This is a genomic window from Aeribacillus sp. FSL W8-0870 (genome assembly GCF_037963755.1).
Taxonomy (GTDB): Bacteria; Bacillota; Bacilli; order Bacillales; family Aeribacillaceae; genus Aeribacillus; species Aeribacillus composti.
Genome location: NZ_CP150165.1, coordinates 2,413,967 through 2,426,068 on the forward strand (window position 1 = coordinate 2,413,967; position 12,102 = coordinate 2,426,068).

Consider the following 12,102-nt stretch of genomic DNA (forward strand, 5'->3'; position numbering starts at 1 on the left):
TCACCTCCTTATCCCTTTTTTGTCTATTGAAGGATAAAGGAAGTCGTGTACACTTGTTTCACTTCTCCTTCTTGTAAAAGCGCATCGACCTTCTTTTTAATCGTATCTTTAAAGCGGTCCATTCCAGCTTGCCCTTCCAAATCTTTTGCTTCCATATTTGCCAGTTCGGTTATAATAATATCTTTTATTTGAAATTCTCTCTTTTCTAATTCTTCTCTCGCTTTTTTGTCAGATGCTTCAATTTTGAAAGAAAGTCTTACAATATTTTTACTTTTTAAGTTTGTCGTAATTTCAGGAACATCAAATGACGATTCCACCACCTCGTCGATGGAGCGGTTTTTCGCTTCTACCGGATCCTTCGTAAAAAATTCCATGACGACAAACGTAGTCAGTGCAGCAATTCCAACGGTTGAAATGACGATTAATAATGCAGTTATAAATTTTTTACTCATTTTCTTGTCCCCCGAAATAGAAAGCTTTCCCAAAACCAAATTGTTTATAAAGCTCATTGATTTTTGTTACTACTTCCGTCTGTGAATCTTTTACTATATATTTTTTGCCGGATATTAACGTAATAGTCGTATCAGGAAACGATTCAATCCGTTCGATTAACAACACATTCAGATAAAAAGCTTCGCCATTCAGTTTTGTTAATTTGATCACGTTTCAAGCTCCCCCGTTCTTCCTATTAACGTTTTAAGCCAAGGAGCTCCTGCAAAATTTCGTCAGAAGTTGTGATGATTTTCGTATTTGATTGAAAACCTCTTTGTGCCACAATCATTTCCGTAAATTCTTCCGCCAAGTCCACATTGGACATTTCTAGTGAACTATTAATCAATGAGCCTGCTCCATCCTCTCCTGGAACGGAAAGTTCGTTAAGCTGCAGCCCATTGCCATTTTTGTCGATAGAACCAGAGTTAGGCGTTTCTCTAAAAAGATTGCTTCCGATTTTTTCTAATCCTTCTGGATTTGGAAAGTTCGCAAGCCGGATTTGTCCAGCGACTTTTAACTGACCGTTTCGATCAATAAACGTAACCTTTCCATCAGGCCCGATGCTAAAGCTTTTAGCCGAAAGCGGAATTTGGATGAGACCGGCTTCTCCGCTCAACGAATCCGTCCATTGCGCCTCTTTTAAACTTTCGGCAATATCTTCGTATTTAATGACTGCTTGCCCAACATTGTTAAGGGCAACTTTATAATTCTCAATTGTCCCGATCAACTTCGTCATTAAATCAAGCGTATTCGTGTCAGCACTTGAACCTAACGGGATAGCTGTTGACGGATTTTGCGGATAATCCCCCGCTGTAATCGGCAGAATCGGATTCGTGATTGTTGTAATGACGTCAGTATATGGCGGTGTATTGTTAAAATTATTAATAGAATTATTTAATTGTCCGATTGCCGTTTCAAACTGGTTTCGAATATTCCCAAACCCTGACGTTGGGTTTGTAATGGCTGCATTAAACTCTGTCCATATATCAATTAAAGCATTACGTGCATTTTGCATAGAGGTGTATAAAGGTGATGGGTTTTGTCGTCCGTCTTTTTCCCATATTTCCACCGCATCATTATATGCTTCATAAGCTTCCATCAATGCATTCGCTCTTTTTGAAATGTCTCTCAACGATTCATACATATTTTTATAAGGTGTATTGAAAGACGTGATTTGCTGAAGCGCTGCATTTGCTTTTTGAATTCCTTGATCTGTCGGAGGAATTTTTTCACCTGTTTCGCCAATTAAGTAAAGCCCTTCGCCAGTTACTAAATATCCGTTTGCATCCAAATAAAAGTTTCCAGCGCGGGTGTATGCTAAATCAATTGCTCTATCAATGGCACCCAAAATTTTATTGTCTCCAAATTGCCCTGCGTAATCAATGTTGACTCTCGTTAAATCGGTAATCACTCCGACAGGAAAAAAACCGTCTCCGCTGATCGCTACATCAAGAAGTCTTCCCGTTGATTGAGTTGGTCCAGATGTATGAACAGTGTCGATTGTTCCGATTGCCGCACCCAATCCTACCTGTGCTGGATTTATACCTCCTCGTCCATTTACAGCGGCGCTAGCGCCTGAAATTTGCTGGTTGACTAATTCTTTAAAAGTGACACGTCCTTTTTTGAAGCCGTACGTGTTGACATTCGCGATATTGTTGCCAATGACATCCAATTTTAATTGGAAATTTTTCATTCCGCTAATACCAGAATACATGGAACGCAACATATGAACCTCTCCCTTTCTTTAAAATGTTAATATTATTATCCTTCCTGATCAGATGAATCGTTTTCTCCAGCTTCGGATACTTTCGTAATACTTGAGCTTTCCACTTCATCGCCGTTGGCAAGCGCAATGATGACTGTATCTCCATTCATCCGCACGCTTTTGACAATGCTCTGCTTTTGCTCACCTTCTTTTGAGTATTCTACCGATTTGCCGATGAGCTGCGAATATTTGATGAGTGCATCCGATTTTAAAAAGGCTTCAAGCGATTTATTCATGTTTGTTATTTGTTCCAATGTTGAGAAATTCGCCATTTGGGCAATAAACTCTTTATCTTCCATTGGATTTAGCGGATCCTGATATTGCAATTGGGTAATCAATAACTTCAAAAAATCATCTTTTCCAAGAGTTGACTTAGCTTCCCTTGCTTTGTTTTCTGTATAGGTCGATAACAAATAGCTGTCGATGGAAATTCCGCTCATAAGAACCTCCTATATAATGGCATTTACATACTCTTTTAATTTTTCCATAAAAGTTTGGTCGTTCTGCTGTTCATTTTGATGCTTTTCTTGATCTTCCCCGTTATGTTGCTGCGAATTGCCACGTCCTCTTTTTTCTTGAAAGAAATAATGCTCTTCGTCAAAAATATCAAAGCGGTCAATTTGCAATGTTACATTCGGCAGCGAATGCTTTAACTGCTGAATACTATGCTCTAACAATTCTTTCGCTGATTGAGTCGATGTCTTAATTTTGGCGCTCATTTGGTCGCCATCTTTTATTAATTGAATGGTAATGGTCCCTAAATGCTCCGGAGTGAGTCGTATCGTCAATTTTTGTGCGCCATTGGGAAGCTGGCCAAATCGACTTGTTTTTATTACGTCTTTTAACTTTTGAAAAAATTCCTCTTGGACGTCTATACTCAGTTCAGAATCAATTTGCGAAGCCGGATTTTCTGAGCCAAATTTGTTTATGTATGATGTAAGAGTCAACTCAAACGTATCCTTCGTTTGGCCCGTTAGGAAATTTCCAACACTTTTTTGTTCAGCACGGCTCTCTTGTTGAACAAACTCCATTAGAGGATGTGTTCTTGCCAATATTTCCTCACGCTGCACAAATGGTTTCTTATTCGTGTCCATTTGTTGTATAAAATGAAGCGGCTCTGATGTTTCTAGATCATTAGGCAATATGTCAGCTATGGTAGCACTGTGATTCTCATATTGTCCAATCCGAACAGCTGTTAAAATATTTTGAAGCATCGTGCTGCCTAGATCGCCATACTTTCTAGTAATGGTTTCAAAAACTTCGAGCATTCGAATAAACTCGCTCGGCTCATTTCGTTGTAAATAAGCTAAAATAGCAGTGATTTGCTGAAAAAGTACAGTTTTTTCCGGACTTTGCTCCGTATGATCAACATTCAGTTCCATATTGCTCGCAAATGTCAATTCCAACTTTTCAGAAGAAGGTTGGCTGACAGAAGATAAACTGCTGTCTTCTCTCTCCTGTTTGTCTTGAGCGTCTGTTTCCTGATCGTACAAAATGTCAAGAGAGAGCCAATTTTTGATCGCATTTTTCAACTCTTCTAAGATAGTTGTTTCGATTTCAAATTTTTGCGGTTCATTTCCTTTCACCTGATCGGCTGGCTTCATGTTCACAAGCTGATCAAAAAACGTTTGAAAAGTTGACTCTTCCTTTTTTTCTTCTCCGTTTGTTGATTGTATGTTTCGCGTGTTCAATTGGAAAAACTGCAATTTAATGGCATCCATTTGTTCACCTCCTGTAATATGATCAGAATGTCATGTAAGTTATTTATTGAGCAGCTGCCTCTTCAGTTGCTGATGGTACAGATTCGGCTGCTGGTTGTTCAGATTGAGCTGCTGATTGCTCGGATAACAACTTCGTATATTTGGCAGCGTCTTGGGGAGTCATTTTTTCTAAAATTCTAGCAAGCACGGCTTTTTTTAAAGATGATAGTATGCTGATTGCTTCATCATCAGAAAGCTCTGTAATGATGGCAGCTGCTTTTTTACTTGACATTTCTCCATATACTTTCGCAATATCAACGGCTTGTTGTTGATTTTTTTGCGGATTGGTTTGAGCTGCGTTTTCCAATGAGTTGATTTGCTGTGTCAGCTCTTGTATTTCTTCATCCTTGCTTTTCAGCTGTTCTTGCAGCTGATTGATTGTGCTTTCCTGCTCTTCAATCTTTTGCTTGAGCTCTTCTTGCTCTTTTTCCAGCTGCTCGTTCAGCCTTTCAAGATTTTCTTGCTTCTGACCTCCTTGCGCTAAGTCCGAAATAATCGGAATATTTTGGGCCGGCAGAATGCCGAGAAAAAACATGACGATTACGGCGACAAGCCCAAGACTAAAAAGTGATAAAAATATGGTCAAGAAAGTTTTTAAACCGCCTCGTTTCTTTTCTTTTTTCGCCATCATTTCCACCTAATTTCTATGAAACGAATATGTAATGATTGATATTTCATCCATCATTTTTCCTTCTTCTCGTTTCCTTAGCTCCATAAATTTCTTGTAATCTTTTTCTTTTATTTTTTCATATTGCTTTACTTCTATATGTTTTTGCATCAAAATCGACTGTTTTTCATTCATCGCATTACGAGAATAAATGACAAGCTGCTGGTAATGCTCAATTGTTTTTTCCAAATTTTGAACAAACTGTTGATACTGCTTAATTTCTTGAACGGACATCCCTTTGTTCAATTTTTCTTCTTGAAGCTTTACGAACTCCTCTTTTTGCTTTAAAAATGTGTACAGCTTTGTTGCAACTTTTTTAAAATTTTCAACGGAATCTTCATATTCTTTTGATGATTTTCGTTTCTCATTTTCCTTTACATCCAATATTTTTTGATAGCGGAAATGGTATGTCATGTCTTGTCACCTTCTTCAAGTAGCGAAATTAATTGCTGTACGCTTTCCTCAAATGTTATTTTTTCATTCATATGCTGCTGAAGAAATCCGTTTATTTTCGGATAATAATCCATTGCTTGATCCATTTCTTTTGAAGAGCCTCTTTTATATGCGCCGATCTTAATTAAATCTTCTGACTCGGTATATGTAGAGTACAATGCTTTCAGTTTGTTCGCAGCTTCCAGATGCGCCGGTTCGACAATATGGTTCATAAGGCGGCTGACGCTTTTTAAAATATTAATTGCAGGAAAATGTCCTCTATTCGCCAACTCGCGATCGAGCACAATGTGCCCGTCCAAAATTCCTCTCACAGTATCCGCTATCGGTTCGTTCATATCATCGCCATCAACTAAGACAGTATAAATGGCTGTGATCGAACCCTTTTCATTATTTCCTGTTCTTTCTAAAAGTCGAGGAAGCATGGCGAACACTGAAGGGGTGTATCCTTTTGTCGTCGGCGGTTCCCCAACAGCCAGTCCAATTTCCCTTTGCGCAATCGCTACTCTCGTGACTGAATCCATCATAAACATGACATTATATCCTTTATCTCGAAAATATTCTGCAATCGCCGTTGCAGAATAGGCAGCTTTAATTCTCATTAAAGCCGGCTGATCGGAGGTTGCCGCCACAATAATCGTCCGCTTTAGCCCTTCTTCGCCTAAATCTCTCTCAATAAATTCTCGAACTTCTCTTCCCCTTTCACCTATTAAGGCAATCACATTTATATCTGCTCCTGAGCTTCTTGCGATCATTCCGAGCAAAGTACTTTTTCCAACGCCGCTTCCTGCAAAAATACCTACCCGCTGACCTTTCCCAATCGTTAAAAAACCGTCAATTGCTTTCACACCCACTTCAATTTTTTGGATGATCGGCGGCCGGGTTAACGGGTTCGGCGGCTCATTTTCAGACAGAATAGTCGTTAAACCTTTTGGAAGATTGGATCCATCCATAGGATGGCCAAATGCATCTAATACTTTTCCGATCAGGCTGATTCCCGACTTTATTTTCAGGGGCGAGCCTGTTGCTTCCACGACACAGCCAGGTGCAATTTGGTTGACCTTTGTAAACGGCATTAATAGAATATTTTCTTCTTTGAATCCGACAACTTCTGCCAGCGTTTTTTCATTTTTCCCTACATGTACATAGCAAACATCACCGATGGAGCATTCAGGTCCGCGTGATTCAATCATGAGTCCGACTACTTTTTTCACTTTTCCATATCTCTTATAAGAGTCCAGCCGATCTATATGGTCGATCAATTGAGCTAGTTTCAATCGCTTCAATCCTCCCTGACAAGATTTAACAGCTTGCTTTTTAATTGCTCCAGCTGTGTATCAATGCTCGCATCAATTTTTCCAAATGGCGATTCCACACAAATTCCGTTTTCGGGCAAATTTACATCTGGAAAAATATAGAGCTCTGTTTTGGTTGTAAATAGTTCCATTAATTCTTCTTTTTGTTCAAGCATAAATTCATATTTGTCAGGGTGAACGTATATTTTGACTTCTGGATATTCCTTTACTTCACAAATCACTTCGCGAACCAATCCAGTAAACAGTTCAGGCTCTCGCTTTAGGTTGGCTGCAATAATTTTTTCCGCTACTTTTACAGCAATTTCAATAATGGTTTCCTCGGAAGCTTCTATTTTTTTCTCATAATCTTTTTTGGAAAGCTGGACTACCTGTCTGGCAGATTCAATCACATTTTCATACTCTTGAAGTCCATCTTTTTTCCCTTTTTCAAAACCGTCTTGATACCCTTCTTTTCTTGCTTCTTCTATTAGGCGCGCCTTTTCTTCCTGCCAAGCTTCCCTTTCTTTTTCGATCTCCTTAAGCAATCGCGTTTTTTCTTCTTCAGCTTTTTCTAAAATTTTCTCTGCTTCCAAATGGGCTGCCTCAAGGAACTGTGAGCGCTGTGTGTTCTCTTTTTGATCGGAAGCGGCGAACTCTTCCTGAATTTGGATCGTTCTGATCGTCAATTTGTGCGGCTTGTGCAATGACCAAGCATGGCCGGATTTTATGACTCTAGACAATGATTTCATCTCCTTGTCCTCGAGCGATCACAATTTCGCCAGCATCCTCTAATCTTCTTATCACTTCAACAATTCTTGATTGCGCTTCTTCTACATCACGAAGCCGAACAGGACCCATGTAATTCATTTCCTCCTTGAATGTTTCCGCCATTCTAGTTGACATATTTTTAAAGACAATTTCTTTCACTTCATCCGACGCAACCTTTAACGCCAACATGAGATCATTATTATCCACTTCGCGAATGACGCGCTGAATGGCGCGGTTATCCAAGGTAACAATATCTTCAAATACAAACATCCGCTTTTTGATTTCTTCGGCAAGCTCGGGGTCCTGCACTTCTAGTGCTTCCAGTATCGTTCGTTCTGTCGAGCGGTCGACACCGTTTAACACTTCCACTACTGTTTCGATTCCACCCGTTTCTGTGAAATCTTCCGTTACAGTAGAAGAAAGTTTCTTCTCTAAAACTTGTTCAACTTCATTAATTACTTCAGGGGATGTGCGGTCCATAATGGCGATTCTTCTTGCAATATCCGCTTGAACTTCCTGAGGCAAGCTCGATAAAATTTGTCCCGACTGCTTGGCATCCAGATAAGACAAAACTAAAGCGATCGTTTGCGGATGCTCGTTTTGTATAAAGTTTAAAATTTGAGCCGGATCTGCTTTTCTAACAAAATCAAACGGCCGTACTTGAAGAGAAGATGTCAGCCTTCTGATTATTTCACTTGCCTTTTCCCCTCCTAATGCTTTCTCAAGCACCTCTTTCGCATATTGGATCCCCCCTTGGGCAATATAATCTTGCGCAAGGGCGATTTGATGAAACTCTTCGATCACTTCTTCTTTTTTTTGCGAATCCACTTTCCGTACACTCGATATTTCTAATGTAAGCTTTTCAATTTCTTCTTCCGTGAGGTGTTTATAAACGGAAGCAGAAGCTTCCGGACCTAAGGAGATCAATAAAATAGCAGCCTTTTGCCTACCGTTTAACTTTTTCATATGTCATTTCCCCCTAGTCTTCATAGAGCCAAGTGCGCAATAGTTTAGCGAATTCGTCAGGCTTCTCTTTGGCAAGCTCCTCAAGCTTCCTACGCTGCTCATTTGCTTTCGTTTGCTCGACAGATTCTTCTTCTTGCACAGGCTGCGGTACCACTTCTTCTATTTCGTCAAATTCATCATCTTCATATTCATCTTCTTCGTCTCTCCGTCTTTTCCACCACCATAGGAATAACAATCCAAGAAGCAGAATGCCTGCTCCAATTAACACATAGCCCCAAATTGGGAATGATGATGGCTCCTCCAAATCATCCGCATTTATTTTGCCTGAAAACGGCTGAACAGAAACTACAATTTTATCTTCAATGTCTTGATCCGTTAACGGCTCGGCCTCCGGATCTTCATAGATGCTTGTCCGAACAATTGTTGATAAAATTTGTTCAATATCATCTACACTCTGCTGCGGCAACGAATTTGGATTTTCCGGATTCGGGGGCTCAACCATGACTTGAATGCCCAGATCTCTAATTTTATATGGACTTTCAACAATTTCCCGTTTGATCCGGTTTACCTCATAATTGATTCGGTCTTCAATTTTTTCATATTCTCCTTCTCCGTTTGCACCGGCAGCCTGTTGATATGTATTCGGGACATCTGTTTGACCTGTTCCAGCAACGCCGGCAGCTTGCGCCCCAGTACCTGTGTATGTTTCCGTAATCCGTTCTGCACTGATGGCAATTCCTTCATTGTTCTCTTCATCAACTGGCTCCACTAAGTTTTCTTCCCGCTTTTCCTGGGTAAAATCAATATCAGCTGATACGTTGACAACCACTTTGTCTTGGCCCATCATCGTACCCAGCATTCTTTGAACTTGCCGTTGAATATTTTTTTCAATTTCCGATTTGATTTCAAGCTGGGAAGCAAAATTAGTGCCAGGTGTATCCTCTTGTTTCAAATCATAATAATCAAAATTTTGGTCCATTATAACAATGTTTTCAACCGGTAAATTCGGCACGCTCTTGGAAACAAGGTGATAGAGTGCGTTCACTTGCGATTGATCAAGCTTGTAACCCGGCTCCAAATTTAAAACAATGGAAGCTGATGCTTCTCCTGCGTCCTCGCCGACGAATACCGTTTCTTTAGGTAAATTGACCATCACTTTAGCGTTTTTTACGCCTTCGATTTCTTTAATTAAATTGGCCAGTTCTGTTTGTGTAGCTTTTAATTTTAATACATCAAATTCATTATCTGTCATGCCAAAACCGATATTTTGTCCAAAATACGAATAATCGATATTTCCGCTTTCAGGAATACCTTCAGCAGCAAGTTCCACTTTCAGTGCATTTGCTTCGCTTTCTGGCACTTTAATAGTTGTTCCGTTATCGGCTATTTCCGATTGAATCCCTTTGTTATCGAGGGTTTCTTTGATTCGGCCAGCTTCTTCCAATGATAAATTCGTATATAGCGGTATCATTTTCGGTTTTGACAAAACTATTGACGAAACGATAATGGCAATGATGATGAGCGATGCGCCTCCGATGATGAGGGCTTTTTGCCATTTTGTCCTTTGCCTCCAAAATGACAAAATTGTATCCTTTATTTGCAGTAGTTTTTGATTCATTCTTTCTGATCCCCCGATAATGACATTCCATTTCTAAATAGACTAATTATATTTGCATTCTCATCACTTCTTGATAAGCTTCAATGACTTTATTCCTGAATTCAACAGTTGCTTCAAGTAAAATGCTCGCTTTTTGTGCTGCGATCATGACATCATGAAGCTCTACATTTTGTCCTGCTGCAAGAGCATTTGTCAGCCGATCGGAATTTAATTGAGCTTCATTGACAGCTTCCAGCGATTTTTTCAACATATCTGAAAAGGATGATTTCCCAGAATTTTCCGTACTTTGTGCTCGGTTTTCAAGCTGAATCGATTGAGTCGGAAAAGAAATTTGCTCAATCATTTACATCACTCCTATTCTATTTCCCTATTTCCAATGCTTTCAGCAGCATGTTTTTCGATGCATTAAAGCTTGTAACATTTGCTTCATATGAGCGCGTGCTGCTGATCAAGTCGACCATTTCTTTTAAAGGATCTACATTTGGCAAAGAAACATAGCCATTTTCGTCTGCATCAGGATGGTCGGGATCATAAACGATTTTAAAAGGCGTCTCGTCCTCAACAATGGCTTGAACTCTCACGCCGTTTCCAACGCCGTTCAGCTCTTGATTCAGAAAAGCTGAGAAAGGTTTTGTATCCTCTGCTGTTACAACCATTTTCCGGCGGTAAGGCTGCCATTGCCCGTCCACATATTCAGCTCTAGTCGTCTCCATGTTTGCCATATTCGATGAAATGACATCCATTCTCAGCCGCTGAGCTGTTAAAGCTGATGCGGAAATGTTTAAAGACTGAAAAATCCCCATTATGTACGACCACCTTTTATTACTGTTTTTAATGAATTAAATTTGCCATTCAATCTGTCAATCAATGCATTGTAGAAAATTTGATTTTCCGCAAGCTTTGCCATTTCTTGATCAATGTCGACATTATTCCCATTATGCTGATAAGCACTGTTTGTCCTCGTTTCCACAATCGATGTGCTTTCGCTGCCCACAAATGGAAGATGACGCGGATTGGTCCGATATGCATCCAGTTTTATTTGTTGATCCAAAACGTTTTTAAAATTAACTGTTTTCGCTTTATACCCTGGAGTGTCCACATTTGCAATATTATTGGCTATAACTTTTCCGTTTAAGGAAGAAATTCGAATTGCCTGCTCCAAATTGGCTATTGAATTAGAAAATATTTTCATTGCTCCCTCCAAAAGTATGATGATCTTGTATTGCAAAAGAAATAAGAAGTAAAAATGTCGAATTTTGCTAATTTATAAATATTATTTTAAAAAAGAAACAGCTTAAAGTCTATGTATAATTTGTAAAAAATCGTCGTACATTGCGATTATTTTTTTTCTAGTTCTAAATGACTATCACTTTTTTAACATTGGAATTTGATTCTGCAGCTTTTTCAGAGGGATGAGTAGGAGGTTAGAACTTTTTGAAATTAGACAAATCAGCCGATTTTCAAGAAGAAATTTGTAGAAAACATTTATAAAAAGCTGCTTCAAAAGGTTTGATAAACAAACCTTTAGAGCAGCTTTCTTTTAATGGTTTTTTAATTTTTCTAGTTCAACTAAAAATTTGTTGTTTAACACTTTAATATATGTGCCTTTCATACCAAGAGAACGAGATTCAATGACTCCAGCGCTTTCTAACTTGCGAAGCGCATTGACGATCACAGATCTGGTAATGCCGACGCGGTCAGCAATTTTGCTTGCAACTAGCAATCCCTCTGTGCCGCTTAATTCTTCAAAAATGTGTTCGATCGCTTCGAGTTCGCTGTATGATAAAGAGCTGATTGCCATTTGGACAACCGCTTTGCTTCTCGCTTCCTCTTCAATTTCCTCGGCTTTTTCTCTTAAAATCTCCATTCCAACAACAGTTGCCCCGTATTCAGCCAATATTAGGTCATCATCATTAAATTGGGTTCCCAGTCTAGATAATATAAGGGTTCCTAAGCGGTCTCCGCCTCCGATGATCGGTACAATGGTCGTATATCCGTTTTTAAAGAGCTCGCGGTTCTCAACAGGAAATGCAGTATATTCGCTATATACATCTAAATTTGGTGACGTTTCGGTAATATTAAATAAACTTTTCGTATACTCTTCAGGAAATTTTCTTTCCTCCAGCATTTTTTTCATGCGGTCATTATCTATTTGCTTGTTCAAGCCGAAGCCTAATACTTTTCCTCGGCGGCTGAGCACAAAAATATTTGCCTCAATGACTTCACTTAATGTTTCCGCCATTTCTTTAAAATTAACAGGTTTTCCTGCCGCCTTTTGCAGCATCGCATTAATTTTTCTTGTTTTTTCTAATAACTCCATG

15 protein-coding genes are annotated in these 12,102 nt (G+C 39.3%); all 15 read right to left on the reverse strand.

The features are described 5' to 3' along the window. Nucleotides 1-23: 23 nt before the first annotated feature. Nucleotides 24-452: a flagellar basal body-associated protein FliL gene (fliL, locus tag NSU02_RS11645; protein ID WP_066246495.1), complete on the reverse strand. Its 429-nt coding sequence runs from the start codon at nt 450-452 to the stop codon at nt 24-26. Continuing rightward, nucleotides 445-663 (reverse strand): flagellar FlbD family protein, encoded by a 219-nt coding sequence (locus NSU02_RS11650; protein WP_063386670.1) that lies wholly within the window; start codon nt 661-663, stop codon nt 445-447. The genes fliL and NSU02_RS11650 overlap by 8 nt, the downstream gene beginning before the upstream one ends. 25 nt (nt 664-688) lie before the next feature. After that, nucleotides 689-2,218, reverse strand: coding sequence for a flagellar hook-basal body complex protein (locus tag NSU02_RS11655; RefSeq protein WP_094246041.1), 1,530 nt, complete (start codon nt 2,216-2,218; stop codon nt 689-691). A 35-nt stretch (nt 2,219-2,253) separates the two neighbouring features. Then, on the reverse strand, nt 2,254-2,697 hold the full coding sequence (flgD, locus tag NSU02_RS11660; protein WP_063386668.1) for a flagellar hook assembly protein FlgD: 444 nt from the start codon (nt 2,695-2,697) through the stop codon (nt 2,254-2,256). 9 nt (nt 2,698-2,706) lie between these two features. Continuing rightward, nucleotides 2,707-3,978 (reverse strand): flagellar hook-length control protein FliK, encoded by a 1,272-nt coding sequence (locus NSU02_RS11665; RefSeq protein WP_311066229.1) that lies wholly within the window; start codon nt 3,976-3,978, stop codon nt 2,707-2,709. 43 nt (nt 3,979-4,021) lie between these two features. Next, the gene (locus tag NSU02_RS11670) at nt 4,022-4,648 is read right to left on the reverse strand and encodes a hypothetical protein (protein WP_339192941.1); all 627 of its coding nucleotides are present in this window, start codon (nt 4,646-4,648) and stop codon (nt 4,022-4,024) included. A gap of 6 nt (nt 4,649-4,654) precedes the next feature. Further along, a complete protein-coding gene (fliJ, locus tag NSU02_RS11675; RefSeq protein WP_063386665.1) occupies nt 4,655-5,098 on the reverse strand; it encodes a flagellar export protein FliJ in 444 nt (147 codons plus the stop codon). Continuing rightward, a complete protein-coding gene (gene fliI, locus NSU02_RS11680; protein WP_311066231.1) occupies nt 5,095-6,411 on the reverse strand; it encodes a flagellar protein export ATPase FliI in 1,317 nt (438 codons plus the stop codon). The genes fliJ and fliI overlap by 4 nt, the downstream gene beginning before the upstream one ends. A 5-nt stretch (nt 6,412-6,416) precedes the next feature. Further along, nucleotides 6,417-7,169, reverse strand: a complete 753-nt coding sequence (fliH, locus tag NSU02_RS11685) for a flagellar assembly protein FliH (protein ID WP_311066232.1) — start codon at nt 7,167-7,169, stop codon at nt 6,417-6,419. Continuing rightward, nucleotides 7,162-8,163, reverse strand: a complete 1,002-nt coding sequence (gene fliG, locus NSU02_RS11690) for a flagellar motor switch protein FliG (protein WP_063386662.1) — start codon at nt 8,161-8,163, stop codon at nt 7,162-7,164. The genes fliH and fliG overlap by 8 nt, the downstream gene beginning before the upstream one ends. A 13-nt stretch (nt 8,164-8,176) precedes the next feature. Then, entirely contained in the window at nt 8,177-9,781 is a 1,605-nt protein-coding gene (gene fliF / locus NSU02_RS11695; RefSeq protein WP_311066233.1) for a flagellar basal-body MS-ring/collar protein FliF, read from the reverse strand. Nucleotides 9,782-9,827: 46 nt separating this feature from the next. Then, on the reverse strand, nt 9,828-10,124 hold the full coding sequence (gene fliE, locus NSU02_RS11700) for a flagellar hook-basal body complex protein FliE (protein ID WP_063386660.1): 297 nt from the start codon (nt 10,122-10,124) through the stop codon (nt 9,828-9,830). A 16-nt stretch (nt 10,125-10,140) separates the two neighbouring features. After that, a complete protein-coding gene (gene flgC, locus NSU02_RS11705; protein ID WP_066246514.1) occupies nt 10,141-10,584 on the reverse strand; it encodes a flagellar basal body rod protein FlgC in 444 nt (147 codons plus the stop codon). Next, nucleotides 10,584-10,973: a flagellar basal body rod protein FlgB gene (flgB, locus tag NSU02_RS11710; protein WP_063386658.1), complete on the reverse strand. Its 390-nt coding sequence runs from the start codon at nt 10,971-10,973 to the stop codon at nt 10,584-10,586. Before flgB ends, flgC begins: the two co-directional genes overlap by 1 nt. Nucleotides 10,974-11,321: 348 nt before the next feature. Further along, the gene (codY, locus tag NSU02_RS11715) at nt 11,322-12,101 is read right to left on the reverse strand and encodes a GTP-sensing pleiotropic transcriptional regulator CodY (protein WP_066246516.1); all 780 of its coding nucleotides are present in this window, start codon (nt 12,099-12,101) and stop codon (nt 11,322-11,324) included. Nucleotide 12,102: the final 1 nt, after the last annotated feature.

Excerpts from the sequence above, each read along its gene's own strand:
- codY (WP_066246516.1), bottom strand. The coding sequence starts at position 12,101 with ATGGAGTTATTAGAAAAAACAAGAAAAATTAATGCGATGCTGCAAAAG.
- NSU02_RS11655 (WP_094246041.1), bottom strand. The coding sequence starts at position 2,218 with ATGTTGCGTTCCATGTATTCTGGTATTAGCGGAATGAAAAATTTCCAA.
- fliG (WP_063386662.1), bottom strand. The coding sequence starts at position 8,163 with ATGAAAAAGTTAAACGGTAGGCAAAAGGCTGCTATTTTATTGATCTCC.
- fliE (WP_063386660.1), bottom strand. The coding sequence starts at position 10,124 with ATGATTGAGCAAATTTCTTTTCCGACTCAATCGATTCAGCTTGAAAAC.
- flgD (WP_063386668.1), bottom strand. The coding sequence starts at position 2,697 with ATGAGCGGAATTTCCATCGACAGCTATTTGTTATCGACCTATACAGAA.
- fliJ (WP_063386665.1), bottom strand. The coding sequence starts at position 5,098 with ATGACATACCATTTCCGCTATCAAAAAATATTGGATGTAAAGGAAAAT.
- NSU02_RS11665 (WP_311066229.1), bottom strand. The coding sequence starts at position 3,978 with ATGGATGCCATTAAATTGCAGTTTTTCCAATTGAACACGCGAAACATA.
- fliL (WP_066246495.1), bottom strand. The coding sequence starts at position 452 with ATGAGTAAAAAATTTATAACTGCATTATTAATCGTCATTTCAACCGTT.
- flgB (WP_063386658.1), bottom strand. The coding sequence starts at position 10,973 with ATGAAAATATTTTCTAATTCAATAGCCAATTTGGAGCAGGCAATTCGA.
- NSU02_RS11670 (WP_339192941.1), bottom strand. The coding sequence starts at position 4,648 with ATGATGGCGAAAAAAGAAAAGAAACGAGGCGGTTTAAAAACTTTCTTG.
- flgC (WP_066246514.1), bottom strand. The coding sequence starts at position 10,584 with ATGGGGATTTTTCAGTCTTTAAACATTTCCGCATCAGCTTTAACAGCT.
- fliF (WP_311066233.1), bottom strand. The coding sequence starts at position 9,781 with ATGAATCAAAAACTACTGCAAATAAAGGATACAATTTTGTCATTTTGG.